The sequence below is a fragment of the Terrabacter sp. Soil810 genome (genome assembly GCF_001429645.1).
Classification (GTDB): domain Bacteria; phylum Actinomycetota; class Actinomycetes; order Actinomycetales; family Dermatophilaceae; genus Terrabacter.
In genome coordinates, this window is record NZ_LMSW01000012.1 from 16,089 (window position 1) to 34,769 (window position 18,681).

The 18,681-nt window shown below is 71.4% G+C and carries 19 protein-coding genes; 10 read left to right on the forward strand and 9 right to left on the reverse strand.

Features of this window, described 5'->3' with window-relative positions:
• Nucleotides 1–30: 30 nt before the first annotated feature.
• From ASG96_RS14925 to ASG96_RS14935, 3 genes are read left to right on the forward strand one after another with little or no spacing between them, the layout of a single operon-like run.
• Nucleotides 31–543 (forward strand): DUF3806 domain-containing protein, encoded by a 513-nt coding sequence (locus tag ASG96_RS14925; protein WP_056761736.1) that lies wholly within the window; start codon nucleotides 31–33, stop codon nucleotides 541–543.
• A 22-nt stretch (nucleotides 544–565) separates the two neighbouring features.
• The gene (kynA, locus tag ASG96_RS14930) at nucleotides 566–1,441 is read left to right on the forward strand and encodes a tryptophan 2,3-dioxygenase (protein ID WP_056761733.1); all 876 of its coding nucleotides are present in this window, start codon (nucleotides 566–568) and stop codon (nucleotides 1,439–1,441) included.
• Between the two features lie 56 nt (nucleotides 1,442–1,497).
• Nucleotides 1,498–1,878: a hypothetical protein gene (locus ASG96_RS14935; protein ID WP_056761731.1), complete on the forward strand. Its 381-nt coding sequence runs from the start codon at nucleotides 1,498–1,500 to the stop codon at nucleotides 1,876–1,878.
• On the opposite strand, the gene ASG96_RS14940 is transcribed toward ASG96_RS14935, so the two are convergent.
• The 4 genes from ASG96_RS14940 to ASG96_RS14955 form a co-directional block, all read right to left on the reverse strand.
• Nucleotides 1,871–2,560: a helix-turn-helix domain-containing protein gene (locus tag ASG96_RS14940; protein WP_056761728.1), complete on the reverse strand. Its 690-nt coding sequence runs from the start codon at nucleotides 2,558–2,560 to the stop codon at nucleotides 1,871–1,873. The genes ASG96_RS14935 and ASG96_RS14940 overlap by 8 nt on opposite strands.
• 320 nt (nucleotides 2,561–2,880) lie before the next feature.
• Entirely contained in the window at nucleotides 2,881–3,336 is a 456-nt protein-coding gene (locus ASG96_RS14945; RefSeq protein ID WP_057588469.1) for a SufE family protein, read from the reverse strand.
• A 25-nt stretch (nucleotides 3,337–3,361) separates the two neighbouring features.
• A complete protein-coding gene (locus ASG96_RS14950) occupies nucleotides 3,362–4,240 on the reverse strand; it encodes a sulfurtransferase (protein ID WP_056761722.1) in 879 nt (292 codons plus the stop codon).
• Between the two features lie 31 nt (nucleotides 4,241–4,271).
• The gene (locus tag ASG96_RS14955) at nucleotides 4,272–4,694 is read right to left on the reverse strand and encodes a MerR family DNA-binding transcriptional regulator (RefSeq protein WP_056761719.1); all 423 of its coding nucleotides are present in this window, start codon (nucleotides 4,692–4,694) and stop codon (nucleotides 4,272–4,274) included.
• Between the two features lie 85 nt (nucleotides 4,695–4,779).
• On the opposite strand from ASG96_RS14955, the gene ASG96_RS14960 reads away from it, so the two are divergent.
• The 3 genes from ASG96_RS14960 to ASG96_RS14970 are packed head-to-tail and all read left to right on the forward strand — an operon-like array spanning nucleotide 4,780 to nucleotide 8,787.
• Nucleotides 4,780–5,958 (forward strand): acyl-CoA dehydrogenase family protein, encoded by a 1,179-nt coding sequence (locus ASG96_RS14960; RefSeq protein ID WP_056761716.1) that lies wholly within the window; start codon nucleotides 4,780–4,782, stop codon nucleotides 5,956–5,958.
• Complete coding sequence (locus ASG96_RS14965) at nucleotides 5,955–7,526, forward strand: acyl-CoA carboxylase subunit beta (protein WP_057588470.1); 1,572 nt, start codon at nucleotides 5,955–5,957, stop codon at nucleotides 7,524–7,526. Before ASG96_RS14960 ends, ASG96_RS14965 begins: the two co-directional genes overlap by 4 nt.
• The gene (locus ASG96_RS14970) at nucleotides 7,480–8,787 is read left to right on the forward strand and encodes a hypothetical protein (protein WP_235509173.1); all 1,308 of its coding nucleotides are present in this window, start codon (nucleotides 7,480–7,482) and stop codon (nucleotides 8,785–8,787) included. Before ASG96_RS14965 ends, ASG96_RS14970 begins: the two co-directional genes overlap by 47 nt.
• Here ASG96_RS14970 and ASG96_RS14975 read toward each other — a convergent pair.
• The 5 genes from ASG96_RS14975 to ASG96_RS14995 all read right to left on the reverse strand — a co-directional run bounded on the left by ASG96_RS14975 (nucleotide 8,778) and on the right by ASG96_RS14995 (nucleotide 14,932).
• Nucleotides 8,778–9,446 (reverse strand): nucleoside triphosphate pyrophosphatase, encoded by a 669-nt coding sequence (locus tag ASG96_RS14975; RefSeq protein WP_057588472.1) that lies wholly within the window; start codon nucleotides 9,444–9,446, stop codon nucleotides 8,778–8,780. The genes ASG96_RS14970 and ASG96_RS14975 overlap by 10 nt on opposite strands.
• Before the next feature lie 76 nt (nucleotides 9,447–9,522).
• A complete protein-coding gene (locus ASG96_RS14980) occupies nucleotides 9,523–11,217 on the reverse strand; it encodes a DUF885 domain-containing protein (protein WP_056761705.1) in 1,695 nt (564 codons plus the stop codon).
• A gap of 72 nt (nucleotides 11,218–11,289) precedes the next feature.
• Nucleotides 11,290–12,987 carry a protein kinase gene (locus ASG96_RS14985; RefSeq protein ID WP_057588473.1) on the reverse strand — a complete coding sequence of 566 codons (1,698 nt, stop codon included), beginning with the start codon at nucleotides 12,985–12,987 and terminating at the stop codon, nucleotides 11,290–11,292.
• Between the two features lie 56 nt (nucleotides 12,988–13,043).
• A complete protein-coding gene (locus ASG96_RS14990; RefSeq protein ID WP_082588985.1) occupies nucleotides 13,044–13,271 on the reverse strand; it encodes an acyl-CoA carboxylase subunit epsilon in 228 nt (75 codons plus the stop codon).
• Complete coding sequence (locus ASG96_RS14995) at nucleotides 13,268–14,932, reverse strand: acyl-CoA carboxylase subunit beta (protein ID WP_235509174.1); 1,665 nt, start codon at nucleotides 14,930–14,932, stop codon at nucleotides 13,268–13,270. Before ASG96_RS14995 ends, ASG96_RS14990 begins: the two co-directional genes overlap by 4 nt.
• 24 nt (nucleotides 14,933–14,956) lie before the next feature.
• Between ASG96_RS14995 and ASG96_RS15000 the strand changes: the two genes are divergently transcribed.
• From ASG96_RS15000 to ASG96_RS15015, 4 genes are all read left to right on the forward strand, one after another.
• Complete coding sequence (locus ASG96_RS15000; protein ID WP_235509175.1) at nucleotides 14,957–15,889, forward strand: biotin--[acetyl-CoA-carboxylase] ligase; 933 nt, start codon at nucleotides 14,957–14,959, stop codon at nucleotides 15,887–15,889.
• Nucleotides 15,890–15,896: 7 nt separating this feature from the next.
• Complete coding sequence (locus ASG96_RS15005; RefSeq protein ID WP_057588475.1) at nucleotides 15,897–17,027, forward strand: adenylate/guanylate cyclase domain-containing protein; 1,131 nt, start codon at nucleotides 15,897–15,899, stop codon at nucleotides 17,025–17,027.
• A gap of 20 nt (nucleotides 17,028–17,047) precedes the next feature.
• Nucleotides 17,048–17,893, forward strand: a complete 846-nt coding sequence (locus ASG96_RS15010; RefSeq protein WP_056761695.1) for an enoyl-CoA hydratase/isomerase family protein — start codon at nucleotides 17,048–17,050, stop codon at nucleotides 17,891–17,893.
• A gap of 108 nt (nucleotides 17,894–18,001) precedes the next feature.
• Nucleotides 18,002–18,679 carry a response regulator transcription factor gene (locus tag ASG96_RS15015; RefSeq protein WP_056761693.1) on the forward strand — a complete coding sequence of 226 codons (678 nt, stop codon included), beginning with the start codon at nucleotides 18,002–18,004 and terminating at the stop codon, nucleotides 18,677–18,679.
• Nucleotides 18,680–18,681 lie beyond the last annotated feature (2 nt).

Here is an 18,681-nt window from a genome sequence, read left to right on the forward strand (position 1 = left end):
GGCCGCGTCCGAGCCACTAGATTGGCGGGCATGGGACTGTTCTCGCGCAAGGGCAAGGACGACACCGACGAGCCGGCGGGCGCGGCCCCCACGGTCGACGAGGACGCCGACGACGCCCTTGCCGCCGACTTCACCGGACGGCCGGTCGCGGTGCCGCTCGGTGACGAGGAGCGCGCGCGCATCACCGCGGCCCTCGAGCACGCGACGGATGACGGGGTGGACGTCGACGACCTCGCGTCCATCGGCGCGCACTACGACGCGGCCTACCGCCGCTGGGCCGACGCGGGCGGTTCGGGCGAGGGGCCGGACATCGTCGTCGAGACGTATGCCGTCGCCATCGGCGAGCACCTCGCGCGCCACAGCGCGCGTGACTGGGCGATCGTCACCGACGTCTTCGGCACCGACCTCGGTCTCGTGGCTGCACGTGCCGACACCGTGGTCGTGCCGCACAACCTCGTCGGCGCCCGGTGGATGCGCGGTGAGACCGGCTGGGTCCCGGGCGTCGTCTCCCACCTCGTGAGCATCCGCCCGCGCTCGCGCTGACGCGACCTCTAGGATCGCGGGCATGGACAGTGCCGCCCAGGGTGGGCTCGACCGGCGGAGCAAGCGCGACCTCGAGGAGGGCATCCAGCGTGACTTCACGCGCAGGATGTCCTACGGCGACTACCTCCGGCTGGACACCCTCCTCAGTGCGCAGCAGCCACTGAGCGAACCGCCCCAGCACGACGAGCTGCTCTTCATCATCCAGCACCAGACGTCGGAGCTGTGGCTCAAGCTCCTGATCCACGAGCTCCGTTCTGCCCGAAGCCTGCTCCGCGACGACGAGCTGGCTCCGGCGCTCAAGCGCCTCGCCCGGGTCAAGCACATCCAGCACACGTTGACCGACCAGTGGTCGGTGCTCGCGACCCTGACCCCGAGCGAGTACGCCGAGATCCGACCCTTCCTCGCCACGAGCTCGGGCTTCCAGTCGGCGCAGTACCGGGAGGTCGAGTTCCTCCTCGGCAACAAGAACGCCGACATGGTCGCCGTCTTCTCGCACGACGAGGGCGCCCGGGCGGCCCTCGACGCCCTGCTGCACGAGCCGAGCCTCTACGACGAGTTCCTCGCCTACCTCTCCCGACGGGGGTATGCCGTCCCGCCGGCTCTGCTCGACCGTGACTGGACGCAGCCCTACCGCCATGACGAGGGGCTCGTCGACGTCTTCGCGGCCGTCTACGCGCAGCCGAACGAGCACTGGGGCGTCTACGAGACCTGCGAGGAGCTGGTCGACCTCGAGGACAACTTCCAGCAGTGGAGGTTCCGGCACCTCCAGGTCGTGCAGCGCACGATCGGGCAGAAGACCGGGACCGGTGGCTCGACGGGTGTCGACTTCCTGCGCCGCGCGCTCGACCTGACCTTCTTCCCGGAGCTCTACGAGGTGCGCACCCGCATCGGCGGCTGACGAGCGTCTCGGGAGCGGCGGCGCGCGCAAGGGTGACCTTTCGGACAGGTCTGTCGTTGCCGACCCGTGGGCTCATCACCTACGTGTCGGGCGCCAGCGAGGACGCCGTCGCCGCTCTGGGCGGTACGACCTCCCTGCTGCTGCTCGGTGTGTTCACGATCGTCAACATCGTCGTCCTCGTGCTGCGCCGCGACCGGCAGACGAGCGACCACTTCGTCACGCCGTCCGTGCTGCCGGTCATCGGTGCCGTCCGCTGCTTCTTCCTGGTGCTGCCCTTCTCGGGACGACCGTCGGAGCACTACAGGATCGGCGGCGGACTGCCCGCGCCCGGCGTGGTGCTCTGGGCGTTGACGTGGATGGCCAACCGCGGCCTGCGAGCGAAGAAGACCTACTTCCGTGACACCGACGACCTCGGGGGCGGTGGGCCCGTCAACTAGGGGTGCCGTCACCCTCGAGCTCCCCGCGCTCCTCGTCGACCACGTCGGCGGGGAGCGCTCGGCGTCTGCCCAGCCGGTCGCGTCCCGGCTCGCACTGGCACGGGCACGCGGCGACGCAGAGCTCCTCGAAACACCTGTCGAGGCAGTGGCACTCGATGTCGGCCGTGGGTGGCGCGTCGACGCGCGGCTGCCGTCCACGCATCAGTCGACGCCGGAGCAGCAGCTCGCCTTCGGTCGGGTGGTCGGCCGGCCGCTCGCGGTGCGGGGCGTCGTCCGCGAGCTGGTCACGCGTCGAGCGGTGACGGAACCAGGCGCGTGCATCGGGACGGTCGTAGCGTGGGAAGGCCCAGCGTTCGAAGGGCACCTCGTCGGGAGGCGCGACGTCGAGGTGGGCGGGAAACCGTCGCCCCTGGTTGTCGCGCACCGTGTCGACCGGCACCGGCAGGACCTCGTGCCCCTCGCGGTCGACGACCACCAGCCGGAGTTCCGCCAGTGCGAGCAGTCGGACGTAGAGGGCGATGCTGGGCACCACGGCGCCGGACTCGATGCGACTCACGGTGCTCGCGGAGATGCCCACGAGGGCGGCGAGCTCCCGCTGGCTGAGGTCGGCGCGACGCCGCGCGCGAACGACATACCGTCCTGGCTCGTCGTCGGGGGCAGGGCTGCCTGCTGTTGCGCTCATGCGGACACGTTCGGTGTCGGCACCGACAGCGCCGTGCGCTCGAAGGGCCCTGTCCACATGTCCGGTGACCGACTCAGAGGGGTGTGGACATCCCGTCCACGGCTACGTCACTGCTGCATGGGGTGCAACAGTGACGTAGCGGGTGGGTCTGGTCACCCGGCGGGCGGTGGGGGTCCAGCGGCTACGTCACTGCTGCATGGGGTGCAACAGTGACGTAGCGGTTGGGTCTGGTCACCTGGCGGGCGGTTGGGGTCCAGCGGCTACGTCACTGCTGCACGGGGTGCAGCACTGACGTAGGAGGTGTGCCGGGGTTCTGCTGGTCAGGAGGCGGTCTTGGCGCGGACCTGGCGCTTGATGCGGCCGAGCATCGCGACCATGCCGCGCATCCGCAGCGGTGACACCGCTTCGGCGAGGCCGAAGCGCATCGGGGCGTCGTCGGGGACGTCGAGCACCTCCGCAGCCGAGAGGCCGTCCAGGCCCTCGTGCAGGATGCCGGCGAACCCGCGGGTCGTCGGTGCCTCGGGCGGGGCGTCGAAGAACAGGCTGACGACGCGGTCGTCGAGCGAGTCGCCGTCGCCCACCTCGACGGTGAGGAGGAGCGGCGACTGGCACTCGTCGACGCGTTCGAGCTGGTCGAGGTGGCCGGCATACCGCTCGGGAAGGCCCGGCAGCTCGTCGCTGAACTCGAGCAGCAGCTGGAGCTTGAGGTCGTTGCTCGCCGACCGGAAGTCCTCGGCGATCTCGGCGAGGGGGGCCGGCAGTGGGGTGTCGCTCACGAGAGACTCCTGGCTCGCATCCGGGTCACTTCTCGATCGGCACGCGCACGGCGTTGCCCCACTCGGTCCACGAGCCGTCGTAGTTGCGCACCGTCTCGAAGCCGAGCAGGTGGGTCAGCACGAACCACGTGTGCGACGAGCGCTCACCGATGCGGCAGTACGCGACGACGTCGTCCGAGGCCGTGAGGCCCTGCTCCTCGAGGTAGATCGCCTCGAGGTCCTCGCGCGACTTGAACGAGCCGTCCTCGTTCGCGGCGCGTGCCCACGGCACCGACCTGGCGCCGGGGATGTGCCCGCCGCGCATCGCCCCCTCCTGGGGGTAGTCCGGCATGTGCAGCAGCTCGCCGGAGTACTCGCCGGGGGAGCGGACGTCGACCAGAGGCTTGCCGAGGTGGGCGAGCACGTCGTCCTTGAAGGCGCGGATGGGGGCGTCGTCACGCTCGGCCACGGGGTAGTCCACCGTGGCCGGCGACGACACGTCGCGGGTGAGCTCGCGGCCCTCGGCGACCCACTTGGCCCGGCCACCGTCGAGGAGACGGACGTCCTCGTGCCCGAAGAGGCTGAAGACCCACAGGGCGTACGCCGCCCACCAGTTGCTCTTGTCGCCGTAGATCACGACGGTCGTGTCGCGGCTGATGCCGCGGGCGCCCATCACCTCGGCGAAACGCGCACCGTCGACGTAGTCGCGCGCCACCGGGTCGTTGAGGTCGACGTGCCAGTCGATCTTGAGCGCCCCTGGGATGTGGCCGGTCTCGTAGAGCAGCACGTCCTCGTCGGACTCGAGCAGCACGATGCCGTCCGGGCCCCCGAGGCCGCCGGCCGCGATCTGCTCCGCGAGCCACTCGGTCGTGACGAGGCGCTCAGGGTGGGCGTAGGCGGAGATCTTCGTGTCTTCAGCGCTCATGCACCCATCGTGTCACGCGCGACGAAAGGCTTCACACGTGGTCGAGGCGCCCGAGGTCGTCGCGGCAGCGCCGCTCGAACTCGCCCAGCTCGGCGATGGCGTCCTGCACGTCGCGCAGGCGCTGCTCGAGGTCGGTGCGACGCTCGTCGATCTGGCCGAGGACGTACTCGAGCTGCGTGCGACGGCCGCGCGGCGCGTCGAAGAGGTCGATGATCGTGCGGATCTCCTCGAGCGGGAAGCCCAGCCGCTTGCCGCGCAGGATGAGGCTGAGGCGCGTGCGGTCGCGGCGGTGGTAGACGCGCTGGGTCCCGCGCCGCTCGGGCGAGATGAGGCCGAGGTCCTCGTAGTGGCGAACCGTTCGGTGGGTGACGTCGAACTCCTCGGCCACCTGGGCGATGGTCCACGTCTCGCCGGTCCGCGAGGACGGGCGCGCGATCGAGGTGTCACTTGTCATGCGGTCGATAGTGCTTTACGTTTACGTCAACGTCAAGCATGCGTCACGAGCGCGTGATGGCCGCCACCCCTTCAGGAGAACAGCGATGTTCGAGCTCAGCCAGGACCACGAGGACTTCCGGATGGTCGTCCGCGACTTCGCCGAGAAGGAGGTCGCGCCCAACATCGCCAAGTGGGACGCCGCCGCGTACTTCCCGACCGACCTCGTGCCGAAGATGGGTGACCTCGGGCTGTTCGGCCTCGTCGTGCCGGAGGAGTACGGCGGCGCGGGGGAGTCCGGCGACTTCACGAGTCTCTGCGTCGCCATCGAGGAGCTGGGCCGCGTCGACCAGTCGATCGGCATCACGCTGTCCGCGGGCGTGGGGCTCGGCATCAACCCGATCCTCACCTACGGCACCGAGGAGCAGAAGCAGCGCTTCCTGCCCGACCTCGTCGCCGGCCGCGCCCTCGCCGGCTTCGGGCTCACCGAGCCCGAGGCCGGCTCCGACGCCGGCGCGACCCGCACGCGAGCCGTCCGCGACGGCGACGAGTGGGTCGTCAACGGCGCCAAGGCCTTCATCACGAACTCCGGCACCGACATCACGTCCGTCGTCACCGTGACCGCGCGCACCGGCACGAACGAGGACGGGTCACCGCAGATCTCGGCGATCATGGTGCCCGCCGGCACCCCCGGCTTCATCGTCGAGCCGGCGTACCACAAGCTCGGCTGGCACGTCTCCGACACCCACGGCCTCACCTTCGAGGACTGCCGCGTCCCCGCCGACCACCTCCTCGGCCAGGAGGGTGAGGGGTTCAAGCAGTTCCTCAAGACCCTCGATGACGGCCGCATCGCCATCTCGGCGCTGGCCGTCGGCTGCGCGCAGGCCTGTCTCGAGCTCGCCACGGACTACGCGAAGACCCGCGTTGCGTTCGGCCGCCCGATCGGCGTCAACCAGGGCGTGTCGTTCCAGCTCGCCGACCTCGCGGTCATGGTCGAGGGAGCCCGGCTGCTGACCTACAAGGCGGCCTGGCTCAAGGACGAGCTCCACGCGGGCAAGCGCTCCGTCAAGGAGGTCAAGCAGGCTGCCGCCATCGCGAAGCTCTACTCGACCGAGGCCGCCGTCACGGCCACCCGGATCGCGACGCAGGTGTTCGGCGGCAACGGCTTCATGGAGGAGTACCCCGTGGCCCGGTTCTACCGCGACGCCAAGATCCTCGAGATCGGCGAGGGCACGTCCGAGGTCCAGCGCATGCTCATCGCCCGCGGGATGGGGCTGCCGGCATGACCGAGCCCGCGCCCGGTGCGAGCCCCCACGGCGACCCGCGCGTGGCCGACGTCCGCGCGCGCCTCTCCGCCGCCCACGCCGCATCGGCCAGCGCGCCGGAGAAGGCGCAGGCCAAGCTCGACGCGCAGGGCAAGATCTACGTCCGCGACCGCATCGCCCTGCTCTTCGACGAGGGCTCCTTCGTCGAGGACGGCCGATACGCCAACGCCCTGCAGCCGGGCCTCCCGGCCGACGGCGTCGTCACCGGGCGTGGCACGGTCGACGGTCGGGCGGCGATCGTCATCGCCAACGACCCGACCGTCAAGGCCGGTTCCTGGGGCGCGCGCACTGTCGAGAAGATCGTGCGCGCCACCGAGATGGCGCTGCGCGAGGAGCTGCCCGTCTTCTGGTTCGTCGACTCGGCCGGCGCCCGCATCACCGACCAGGTCGAGATGTTCCCCGGCCGTCGCGGCGCCGGGCGCATCTTCCACAACCAGGTCGCCCTGTCGGGCAAGGTGCCCCAGATCTGCTGCCTCTTCGGCCCAAGTGCCGCCGGTGGCGCCTACATCCCCAGCTTCTGCGACCTCATCATCATGGTCGAGGGCAATGCCTCGATGTACCTCGGCAGCCCGCGCATGGCCGAGATGGTCGTCGGCGAGAAGGTCTCCCTCGAGGAGATGGGCGGCGCCCGCATGCACTGCACCGTCTCCGGTGTCGGTGACCTGCTCGCCCACGACGACGCCGAGGCCATTGAGCTGGCCAAGCTCTACTTCTCCTACGTCCCCGGCAGCTGGCGCGACCACCCGCCGACGTATGCGGCCGAGCAGCCGGCGACGCCGCTGACCCGGGAGACCGTGCCCGAGCGCGAGTCCGTGCCCTTCGACGTCCACGAGGTCATCGACGGTCTCGTGGACGACGACTCCTTCTTCGAGCTCAAGCCCCTCTGGGCCGGCGAGCTCGTCATCGGCTTCGGGCGCCTCGAGGGGCAGACCGTCGGCATCGTCGCGAACAACTCCATGGTCAAGGGCGGCGTGCTCTTCACCGACAGCGCCGACAAGGCCGCGCGCTTCATCTGGCTCTGCGACGCCTTCAACGTCCCGATCGTCTACCTCGCCGACGTGCCGGGCTTCATGATCGGCTCGGAGGTCGAGCGCGGCGGCATCATCCGGCACGGCGCCAAGATGGTCAGCGCCGTCTCGTCCGCGACCGTGCCGCAGTTCTGCGTCGTCGTGCGCAAGGCCTACGGGGCGGGCCTCTACGCCATGGGCGGTCCCGGTTTCGGTCCCGACGCGACCATCGCGCTGCCGACCGCGCGGATCGCCGTGATGGGCCCGGAGGCCGCCGTCAACGCCGTCTACGCGAACAAGATCGCCGAGATCGCCGACCCCGACGAACAGGCACGATTCGTGGCGGATCGCCGTCGCGAGTACGAGGAGGACGTCGACATCGAGCGTCTGGCAGCCGACCTCGTGCTCGACTCGATCATCGAGGCGGATGAACTGCGCTCGGACCTGGTGCGCCGTCTGGCCTATGCTTCCCGGCGTGACCGTCACTTCAGCGAGCGCCGACGCTCCGTCCCGCCGGTCTGAGCCGCGCCTCGGTCACAGGCTCGAGCACCCCGACCGCGACGCCGAGCGAGTGCAGCCGTTCTGGCGCCGGTTCCCGGTCTGGTTCCCCTTCGCCGTCTTCGGCGTCTCACGCATCTTCGTCTGGGTCGCCGCGACGTACCTCTCGCGCTACCAGATCCCGCTGCCGATCGGGACGGCGAACATCCGCATCTTCTACCCCTCGCCCGCGGACCCCGGCTATGCCGCGGTCATGACGGGCTGGGACGGCCAGTGGTACCGCGTCATCGCCGAGCAGGGCTACCCCGCGGTACTGCCTCGTGTCGGCTGGGGTGGCATCGACATGAACCCGTGGGCCTTCTTCCCGGTGTTCCCGATGACCGCCGGCCTCATCATGAAGGTGACCGGGCTGCCCTTCTCCGTGGTCGCCCCGATGCTCTCGATCGTCATCGGCTTCGCCGCGATGCACGTGCTGTTCAAGCTCGTCGACCAGGCGGTCGGTCGCTGGGAGGCGATCGTCGCCGTCGTCGCGACCTGCTTCTTCATCGCGTCCCCGGCCTTCTCGGCCTCCTACACCGAGTCGACCGCCCTCCTGGGCGTCGTCACGGTGCTGTGGCTGCTGCGCAAGCGGCAGTACTGGTGGGTCGCCCTCGCGCTCCTCGTGCTGTCCCTCAGCCGCAACGTCGTCATCGCGATGGTGCCGGTCATCATCGCCCACGCCGTCGTGCGCTGGCGGCAGGGCGACGAGGGCGAGCACCCGGTGCGCCTGCGCGTCGGGCTGGGCGTGCTCGCGGCGTACGCCGGCGCTCTGACCTTCCTCTGGCCGACGATCGTCACGATCGCGACCGACACGCCCAACGCCTACAACGACACGATGCTCGCCTGGAACATCGAGACGAAGATCAAGCTCTACCTGTGGTGGAACCTGCTCTACGACTACTGGGGCGTCCTCGGCCAGGTCGCGGGCGTGCTCGGCATCGCCGCGTTCACGTGGTTCATGCTGACGAAGAACTCGTGGCGCTGGGGCCCGGAGATCTGGGGCTGGGCCGGCGCCTACCCGGCATACATCATCCTCGTGACGAGCACGACGCCGAGCCGCGTGCGCTACGCGCTGCTGGCCTTCCCGATGACGCTCGTCATCGCCTGGTTCCTCAAGCTGCGCTGGTGGCGGCGCTACCGCTACTGGCTGCTCGGACTCATCGTGGTCATCGGCGCGGCCCAGATGTGGTGGTGGACCGAGCACTACCTCGTCATCGAGAACCTCACCGACGACCTCTACCCCTGACCGTCGACCCCGCCGACGACGTCGAACCACTCGATTCCGGCGTCGGCGAGCAGGTCGCGCAGCAGCGGCAGGGACAGGCCGACGACGTTGTGGTGGTCGCCCTCCACGGAGGTGACGAACGCGCCGCCGAGGCCGTCGATGGTGAAGGCTCCGGCGACGGTGAGTGGTTCGCCCGTGGTGACGTAGGCCTCGATCTCCTCGTCGGAGAGCTTCGCGAAGTGGACGGTCGTCGACGCCGTCGCGCCCAGCGTGGGGCCGCCGCTGCCGCGTTCGTCGATGAGCCAGTGGCCCGTGTGCAGCACCCCTGACCGGCCCCGCATCCGGCGCCACCGGGCCACAGCCTCCGCGGCGTCGCCCGGCTTGCCGTGGACCTCGCCGTCGAGCTCGAGGACCGAGTCGCAGCCGAGCACGACCACGCCGGCGTCGACCCGGGCCGCGACGTCCTCGGCCTTGGCGCGCGCGAGCAGCAGCGCGATGTCGGCCGGCTCGAGCGGGCCGTAGCGCTCCGTGGCTTCGGCGACGGTGAGGTCCTCGTCGACCTCGCTCACGACGACGACCGGCTCGATGCCGGCGGCACGGAGGGTCGAGCGGCGGGCGGGCGAGGCAGAGGCGAGGACGAGCTGGACGGTGGGCACGTCGGGGAGGGGACTCGGCGGCATGACGCCATGCTAGGCGCGCGGCCGGCCGATGGGACGCCGACGGCGCCGCTCCGGGAGCGGCGCCGTCGGAGCGTGGTCAGATCTCCCGCAGGACCGCGCTGCGCAGGGTGTCGAGGCCGACGCCACCGATGTCGAGCGCCCGCCGGTGAAAGGCCTTGAGGTCGAAGGCGTCCCCCTCGCGCTGCTTGACCTCGTCGCGCAGCTGCAGCCACAGTCGCTCACCGATCTTGTAGCTGGGCGCCTGCCCCGGCCAGCCGAGGTAGCGGTTGAGCTCGAAGCGCAGGATCTTCTCGTCCATGAAGCCGTAGCGGGTCAGGTAGGCCCACGCCTTGTCGTAGTCCCAGGCACCGCCGCCGACCTCGTCAGGTGCGTCGAAGCCGCAGTGCACGCCGATGTCGATGACGACGCGTGCGGCCCGGAGTGACTGTCCGGCAAGCCAACCCATCCGGTTGCCGGGGTCGTCCATGTAGCCGAGCTCGGCCATGAGCCGCTCGGCGTAGAGGGCCCAGCCCTCGCCGTGGCCGGAGGTCCAGGCCTCGAGGCGACGCCACTTGTTGAGCAGCTCGGAGCGGTACACCGTCTGGGCGACCTGGAGGTGATGACCGGGGACACCCTCGTGGTAGACCGTGGTCAGCTCGTTCCACGTGCGGAACTCGGTGTTGCCCTTGGGAACCGACCACCACATCCGGCCGGGTCGGCTGAAGTCGTCGGACGGTCCGGTGTAGTAGATCCCGCCCGTCTGCGTCGGCGCGATCATGCACTCGATGCGCTGGACCGGCTCCGGGATGTCGAAGTGGACGTCCTTGAGGTCGGCGATGACCTCGTCGGCCCGCTCCTGCATCCAGGCCCGGAGCGCGTCGGTGCCGTGCAGGGCGTAGCGGTCGTCGGCGTCGAGGATCTCGACCCCGCGCTGGACGCCGGCCCCGGCCTCGAGGCCCTCGGCGATCTCGCTCATCTGCGCGTGCAGGCTCGCGACCTCCTGCTGGCCCCAGCGGTAGGTCTCCTGCAGGTCGACCGCGGCGCCGAGGAAGTAGCGCGACTCGAGCCGGTAGCGCTCGATGCCGCAGGCGTCGGCCTCGGGGGCGTGCGGCAGCAGCTCCCTCTCGAGCCAGTCGGCGATGTCGCCGTATGCCGCCGCGGCCATCCTCGCGCCCTCGGCGAGCCGGTCCCTCACCTCGCCGGCGAGCGGCGCGTCTGCGACCGTCGCGTCGGCCACGACCTTCGCGAAGTACCCGTCGTCGGCCACGAGGTCACGCGTCTGCTCGGCGCAGGCCTCGACCTGCCGGCGTGGGGAGACCTGCCCACGCTCGCGCGCGAGGAGCAGCGACTCCTTGTACCCCTCGAGGGCGGCCGGGATCTTCGTGAGGCGGACGGCGAAGGTGCGCCAGTTGTCCTCGGTCTCCTGCGGCATGAGGTCGAACACGTCGCGGACGGCCTGGAGCGGGGACGCGAGGACGTTGAGGGACATCTCGTCGAGTCCCGCGGCATACCGGTCCTCGGAGAGCTGGAGGCGCTCGGTCATCGCGTCGACGGTGACCCGGTCGACGTCGTCGGCCGGGGTCGCCGCGGCGAGCTCGGAGAGCGTCGTGCGCCGCAGCTCGGAGGCGGCGGCGTTGCCGGCGGGGGAGAGGTCGTCGAGCTCCTCCTCGGCGCCGGGGACGCCGAGGAAGGTCGCGTTGATGGGACTGAGGGCGACGGAGGCGTCGAAGTAGGTCTCCGCGATGCGGTCGACGTCGGTCTGGGGTCGCGCTGTCTGGGTGTTGGCGGTCACCCGGCGAACGTAATCCAGCCCGCGGTCACGTGCCAGTGCATTGTGGTCGCGCGGGTCGGACGCGTCCGGGGCTCAGCCGTCGCCGTCGGACGAGCCGCCCTTGTCGCCGCCCGAGACGACGAGCACGACGATCCCGTCGGCCGTCGGGGTGCCGGCAGCAGGCCAGGTCGCGATGACCTGACCGCTCTCACCGTCGGAGGGGACCGTAACCCGCGTGACCCGGACGTCCTCGCGGTCGAGTGCCTTCTCCGCGTCCTTGGCGCTCGTGCCGACGAGGCCCTCGGGCACGACGAAGGAGGAGTTGACCTGGTCCGGGGCGTGGCCACGGCTCACGACGAGGGCGACCGTCTGGCCCTTCGTCATCGGCTGGCCCTCGGCGGGGAAGCTGCCCATGACCGCGCCGTCCGGCTGCGCCGAGCGCACGAGCACCCAGCGCACGTTGACGCCGAGGCCGATCAGCTCGTCGACCGTCGCGTCGCGCTGCTGTCCGACGAGGCCGCCGGGAACGGTGCTGCCGTCGGACGGCGGGTCGGTCTTCGAGGGGGCGGAGGTGGGCTTCGCGCTCGCCGACGGGCGCGTGCCCGAGGTGGCGGTCGGTGCGTCCGAGCCCGACAGCAGGACGTAGCCGAGGATCCCGACGAGCGCCACGACGGCGGCGAGGAGCACCCAGACGACGGGGCTCGGCCCGGACCGGCCGCGGCCGGCCACGCTCGAGCGCCGGGTTGCGGCGGCCGTTGGGCCCACGGGCATGGGCGCGGGTGCGGGTGCGGCGACTCCGGTGGGCACCCTGCGCGCGGCGGCCGCGCTGGGCACGGGGTGGACCGCCGTGCGCTCGCCGCTCGGCTGGAGGTCGACCGCGGGCATCATCGCCGTGCTCGTGCCGATGTCGAGGACCGAGGTGGCCTCGCCGGCGGGCAGGGCCCGGGTCGCGGCATCGGCACGCATCTCGTGGCCGAGCAGGGCCGCAGCCATGGCGTCGGCGTCGGCGTAGCGGTCGGTCGGCGACTTCGCCGTGGCGCGGACGACGACCTCGTCGAGGTTCGCCGGGAGGTCCGCGACGCGCGAGCTCGGCAGGGGCACCGACTCGTCGAGGTGCCGCATCGCGATCGCGACCGGGGTGTCGCCCTCGAAGGGGACGGCTCCGGTCAGCATCTGGAAGAGCAGGATGCCCAGCGAGTAGAGGTCCGACGACGGCGTCGTGGCCTCACCGCGGGCCTGCTCGGGAGCGACGTAGGCCGCCGTGCCCATGACGGTGCCGGTGTCGGTGAGCGATGCCTGTCCGAGGGCCCGGGCGATGCCGAAGTCGGTCACCTTGACCGTGCCGTCGGGGCGGACGATGACGTTGCCGGGCTTGATGTCCCGGTGGACGACGCCGGCGCGGTGGGCGGCACCGAGGGCTGCGCAGACCTGCTCCGCGATGCGCACGGCGTCGCTGGGGGTGAGCCGGCCGTGCTCCCGGATCACGTGGGCGAGGTCCTGGCCCTCGGCATACTCCATGACGATGAAGTGGGAGTCGCCGTCGACGCCGTAGTCGTAGACCTGGGCGATGTTGGGGTGCGACAGCGCCGCGGCAGTGAGGGCCTCGCGGCGGAACCGCTCGACGAAGTCGGGGGAGTCGGCGAACCCCGCGCCGAGCACCTTGACGGCGACGAGCCGACCCAGGCGGTCGTCGGTCGCGAGGTGGACCTCACCCATGCCACCGACGGCGAGGCGCTCCCGGAGGGAGTAGCGCTCGGCGATCCGGACGGTGGGGCTCGACTCGACAGACATGAGGAACGAGCGTAGGGCAGTGGGCCGGGTGACGGCCAACCGAAACGGGCCTCGCGTCAGCGGGGCAGGCCCGTGCGCCGCCACCCGCCGTGGCGGGCCGAGGGGCCGACGAGCGACCAGGAGGGGTCGGACCAGGCCGAACGGGCGTGCTCGGGCACCGCCTCGTCCCCACCGAGCGCGGACAGCACGGCGACGAGCGCCGCGACCTCCTCGGGCGTCGGGTGGCCCGAGACGCGGATCGTGGGCGGGACCGGGCCCGCCGCGGGCGTCGTGGGATCGCTCACAGCGGGATGTTCCCGTGCTTCTTGGGCGGCAGCGTCTCACGCTTGTTCTGCAGGGCGCGCAGGGCCCGGGTGACGTTCATCCGCGTGTTGGAGGGGCTGATCACCGTGTCGATGTAGCCACGCTCGGCCGCGACGTACGGGTTGGCCAGCGTCTCCTCGTAGTGGGTGATGAGCTCCTGGCGCTGGGCGTCGACGTCGCCGCCCCGCTCCGCGGTGTGCTTGAGCTCCTTGCGGTAGAGGATGTTGACGGCGCCCTGGGCGCCCATGACGGCGATCTGCCCCGTCGGCCAGGCGAGGTTGATGTCGGCGCCGAGGTGCTTGGAGCCCATGACGTCGTAGGCGCCGCCGTAGGCCTTGCGCGTGATGACGGTGATCTTGGGGACCGTGGCCTCGGCGTAGGCGTAGATGAGCTTGGCACCGCGACGGATGATGCCGTCCCACTCCTGGCTCGTGCCGGGGAGGAAGCCCGGCACGTCGACGAGGGTCAGCACGGGGACGTTGAAGCAGTCGCACGTGCGCACGAAGCGCGCGGCCTTCTCGGACGCGTGGATGTCGAGGCACCCGGCGAACTGGAGCGGCTGGTTGGCCACGATGCCGACCGACATGCCGTCGATGCGGGCGAAGCCGGTGAGGATGTTGGGCGCGAAGAGCGGCTGCACCTCGAGGAACTCGCCGTCGTCGACGAGGTGCTCGATGACCTGCTTCATGTCGTAGGGGACGTTGGGGGAGTCCGGGATGCACGTGTCGAGCCAGCGGTCGTCGTCGGTGACCGCGAGGTCCGCCTCGCCCTCGCCGTAGGCCGGCGGGGTCTCCATGTTGTTGCTCGGCAGGTAGGAGAGGAGCGCCTTGACGTAGTCGATGGCGTCCTGCTCGTCGGTGCCCATGTAGTGCGCGACACCCGACTTGCTGTTGTGCGTCAGCGCACCGCCGAGCTCCTCGAAGCCGACGTCCTCGCCCGTCACGGTCTTGATGACGTCCGGACCGGTGATGAACATGTGCGAGGTCTGGTCGACCATGACGGTGAAGTCGGTGATGGCGGGGGAGTAGACCGCGCCGCCGGCGCACGGGCCCATGACGAGCGAGATCTGCGGGATGACGCCCGACGCGCGGACGTTGCGGAAGAAGATCTCGCCGTAGAGGCCGAGCGAGACGACCCCCTCCTGGATGCGGGCGCCGCCGGAGTCGTTGAGGCCGATGACGGGGCAGCCGATCTTCATCGCGAAGTCCATGACCTTGACGATCTTCTCGCCGAAGACCTCACCGAGGGACCCGCCGAAGACGGTGAAGTCCTGGGCGAAGACCGCCACCTGGCGACCGTCGACCATGCCGTAGCCGGTGACGACGCCGTCGCCGTAGGGCCGGTTCTTGTCCTGGCCGAAGTTGTTGCTGCGGTGCCGGGCGTACTTGTCGAGCTCGATGAAGGTGCCCTCGTCGAGGAGCATCTCGATGCGCTCGCGGGCGGTCTTCTTGCCGCGGGCGTGCTGCTTCTCGACCGCGCGCTCCGACCCGGCGTTGGCCACCTCGGCGACGCGTCGCTTCAGGTCGGCGAGCTTGCCGGCCGTCGTGCCGAGATCGGGCCCGGGGGCCGACCCCGCCTCGGGCGACGTGCGCTCCGGCGACGTGCTGGTCGGCTGTTCTGCGACGGCATGATCGGTGGCCATGTTCGGCACTCTAGCCTTGTGGACGTGCGCGATTCGCTCGACATCGAGACTGTGAGTGCGGCCTTGGTCACGTCCGGACGGCCCTGGCGCGGGGTGGAGTTCCACCCGGCCCTCGGGTCGACGAACACCCGGCTGCGCGAGCTGCTCGCCGGGACGGCCCAGCCGACCGGTCCGTATGCCGTGGGGCGGGCGGGCGACGACCGCTGCCTCTGGTGGGTCGTCCTCACCGACCACCAGACCGGCGGGCGCGGACGGCTCGGGCGGGCCTGGACGGTGCCCGACCGGGCCTCGATCGCCATCAGCGTCGCGGTCCCGGTCGCCGACCCCGCGCAGGCGGGCTGGATGCCGCTCCTCGCCGGGCTCGCGCTGTCGCGCGCCGTGCGCCGCGTGACCGAGGCAGCCGGTCACGCGCTGACGGCCCGGCTCAAGTGGCCCAACGACGTGCTCCTGGCCGACGACGGCGACCGCAAGCTGAGCGGCATCCTCTGCGAGCTCGTGGCGGTGTCCTCCGGACAGGCAGTCGTCGTCGGCACCGGCGTCAACGTCGACCAGACCCGCGAGGAGCTGCCCGTCGACACCGCGACGTCCCTGGCGGTCGCCGGGGCCACCGTGCGCCGCGAGGACCTGCTGGTCGCCTACCTCGACGAGCTGACGGCCGTGCTCGCAGGAGCGGGGGCGGACATCGGCACCGACCCGTCGAGGGCGGCCGGGGTGGCTGGGGCGGTCGGGGCGGTCGGGGCGGCCGGGGCGGCCGGGGCACGGACGGCGTACCGCGAGGCGTGCTCGACCATCGGGCTGGAGGTCCGGGTGCACCTGCCGACGGGCGAGGCGATCGAGGGCGTCGCGGTCGGCGTCGACGACGGCGGAGCCCTCGTCGTACGCACCGACCACGGGGAGCGGAGCTTCGCGGCCGGTGACGTCGTCCACGTCCGGCCCGCGGCCGGCGGGCTGGCATGATCGGGCCATGACCGAGCCGGGCACCACGGGCGCCGAGCCAGTCGGGCGGGCCAGCGAGGACTACACCGAGCGGCTGCTCGGGCGTCCGCTCGAGCTGCGCCGCCGCGAGGTGAGCCGCGGTGCCGAGGTGTCCCTGCTGTCCGCGCGCAAGTTCTGGCACGCGCTCGGCTTCCCCGTCGTCGACACCGACGACGAGCTGTTCACCGAGGCCGACCAGAAGGCGCTCGCGGCGGTCGCGGGCATCGTGCGCGACGGGCTGCTCGACGAGCCGACGGCGCTCGCCATGACCCGGGCCTTCGCCCGCTCGGCCGACCGCCTCGCGGGCTGGCAGTCGCAGCTCATCGCCGAGGCCGTCGAGAACCACATGTCGGCCGCGCTGGCCGAGGAGAGCGACGACGACGACCAGGAGTCGCGGTCGGTGCCCAGCATCGAGACCGCGACCGAGACGGCCAAGCGCCTCGCGGTGCTCACCGACCGCCTCGAGCCCCTCCTCGTCTACGCCTGGCGCCGTCACCTGTCGGCCACGGTGGCGCGCATGCTCGCCGACGCCGACCCCGAGTCCTACGGCATGACGAAGATGCGCTCGGTGGGCTTCGCCGACCTCGTCAACTTCACGGCGCTCGTGCGTCGGCTGTCCGAGCGGGACCTCGCGCGCCTCGTCTCCCGCTTCGAGGCGCTGTCGGCCGACGTCATCACGGCCCACGGTGGCCGCCTCATCAAGACGGTCGGCGACGAGGTCCTCTTCACCACGATGGGGGCCGCGCCCGCCGCGGCCATCGCGCTCGACCTCGTCGAGACGATGACCCACGACGACGTGCTGCCGGACGTGCGCTGCGGGATGGCGCGCGGCCCGATCATCTCCCGCCTCGGCGACGTGTTCGGCACCACCGTCAACCGCGCCTCGCGCCTGACCGCCGTGGCCCAGGCCGGGAGCGTCCTCGTCGACGCGACGATGGCGCGCGAGCTCGCGAGCCTCTCCGGCTTCGAGCTGACCGGGCAGCGCCGGCGCATCCTGCGCGGGGTCGGGCCGGTCACGCCCTCGCTCCTGCGCCGGGCGACGTCCGTCGGCCGCCGCTCCGTCTCGGGGGACCCGGTCCCCGACACCGCCCGCCGACCCACGTCGCCCACCGACACGTGACCCCAGAAGGAGACCTTCGTATGCCGTCAACGCCGACCGCAGCCGACGACACCGCGAGCGCGGGGTCATTAGAGCCCGTCCTCGTGCGCGTCGAGCGCTTCGAGGACCCCGAGCTGGCGCACGTCGCGGAGATCGTCCTCGACCGGCCGGAGGCCATGAACGCCGTGTCGACCGCCATGGCCCGCGCCATCGCCGCGGCGACGGCCCGCGTGGCCGCGGACGAGTCGGTGCGCTGCGTCGTGCTGAGCTCGAGCCATCCGAAGGCGTTCTGCGTCGGCGCCGACCTCAAGGAGCGCAACAGCTTCACCGACGCCGACCTCATGGAGCAACGCCCTGTCGCCCGGGCGGCCTACGGCGGCGTGCTCGACCTGCCGGTGCCCGCGATCGCCGCCGTCGACGGTTTCGCCCTCGGCGGTGGCTTCGAGCTGGCGCTGTCGTGCGACGTCGTGGTCGCGGGCGAGGGTGCCCTCGTCGGACTGCCGGAGGTCAGCGTCGGCGTCATCCCCGGCGGCGGCGGCACGCAGCTGCTCGTGCGCCGGGTCGGGTGGTCGCGGGCCGCGAGGGCCATCTTCACGGCGGCGCGGCTCCCAGCGGCGGAGGCCCTCGAGCTCGGCGCCGTCGACGAGGTCGTGCCGGCCGGAACCGCGCGTGATAGGGCGCTCGAGCTGGCTCGGACGATCGCGGCGAACTCGCCCGTCGGGCTGCGCAACGCCAAGCGGGCGATGCGTCTCGGCGCCGACGTGGGCCTCGACGCGGGCCTGGAGATCGAGGACGGCTGCTGGCGGGCGACGGCCTTCTCGGGCGACCGGCGCGAGGGTGTGGCCGCGTTCGCGGAGAAGCGTCGCCCGGTCTGGCCGGGCCGCTGACCGGCGATCTGCCATGTCGCCGTGCCGTCAGGGTGCAATTCGGTCCGTTGTCGATAGGCTCACGACGGTCGGTGCGCCCCCGGGCCGGCAGATCTTGAGGACGGTGACATGACCCGAGTGCTCCTGGCGGAGGACGACCCAGCCATCTCCGAGCCGTTGGCGCGTGCGCTGCGGCGAGAGGGCTACGACGTCGACGTGCGCGAGGACGGTGTTGCTGCCCTCGACGGTGCCAAGGAGAACCCCGACCTCGTGCTGCTCGACCTCGGACTGCCGAAGATCGACGGGCTCGAGGTGTGCCGTCGCATCCGCGCCGAGGGCCGTGCCATCCCCGTCCTCATCCTCACGGCCCGCGCCGACGAGGTGGACACCGTCGTGGGCCTCGACGCCGGTGCCGACGACTACGTCACCAAGCCGTTCCGCCTCGCCGAGCTGCTCGCCCGTGTGCGGGCACTGCTGCGACGCACCCCCACCGAGGTCGTCGCCACCGGCGAGCTCGTGCGCATCGACTCCGACGGGCGCCGCGCCTGGTTCAAGGGAGAGGAGCTGCAGCTCACGGCCAAGGAGTTCGACCTGCTGCGGGTGCTCGTGCGCGAGCAGGGCAAGGTCGTATCCCGTGAGCAGCTGATGCGCGAGATCTGGGACACCGCGTGGTTCGGCTCCACGAAGACCCTCGACATGCACATCTCGGTGCTGCGCCGGAAGCTCGGCGACGACGCGACCTCCCCTCAGTACATCGCCACCGTCCGTGGCGTCGGCTTCCGCTTCGAGCGTCCCCAGGTCGACTGACC